Genomic DNA, 425 nt, shown 5'->3' on the forward strand with positions numbered 1-425 from the left:
AGCTGGAGGAAGGTCTCGTAGGCCAGGCCGAAGCCGAGGTAGCGGCCTTCTGAGAGTTGCCCACCGGAGGTGTTGAGTGGCAGCTGGCCGGTGCGGGCGATGCGCGTGCCGCCTTCCACGAACGGGCCCGCCTCGCCGCGGCCGCAGAAGCCGAGTGCCTCGAGCCAGAGCAGGACGAAGATGCTGAACCCGTCGTAGAGACCGGCGACGTCGACGTCGGCGGGCCGCAGCGCGGTGCGTGACCAGAGCTGCTCGGCGGCTTTCGTCGCGGCCATGACGTCGAAGTCCGGCCAGAACTCCCAGCTCGAGGTCATCGGCCGGCCGCCGCCGAGGGCTTCGAAGAAGACGGGCCGGTCGACGTCACGGCGGTGGTCGGCGTGCGAGACGACGAAGGCGATCGACCCGTCCGCCGGGATGTCGCAGTC

1 pseudogene is annotated in these 425 nt (G+C 70.4%); it reads right to left on the bottom strand.

The features are described from left to right. Positions 1–425 (bottom strand): annotated as a pseudogene (locus tag MXD62_RS10245) (thiolase family protein); the annotation flags it as partial.

The organism is Frankia sp. Mgl5 (assembly GCF_023242985.1).
GTDB lineage: Bacteria > Actinomycetota > Actinomycetes > Frankiales > Frankiaceae > Parafrankia > Parafrankia soli.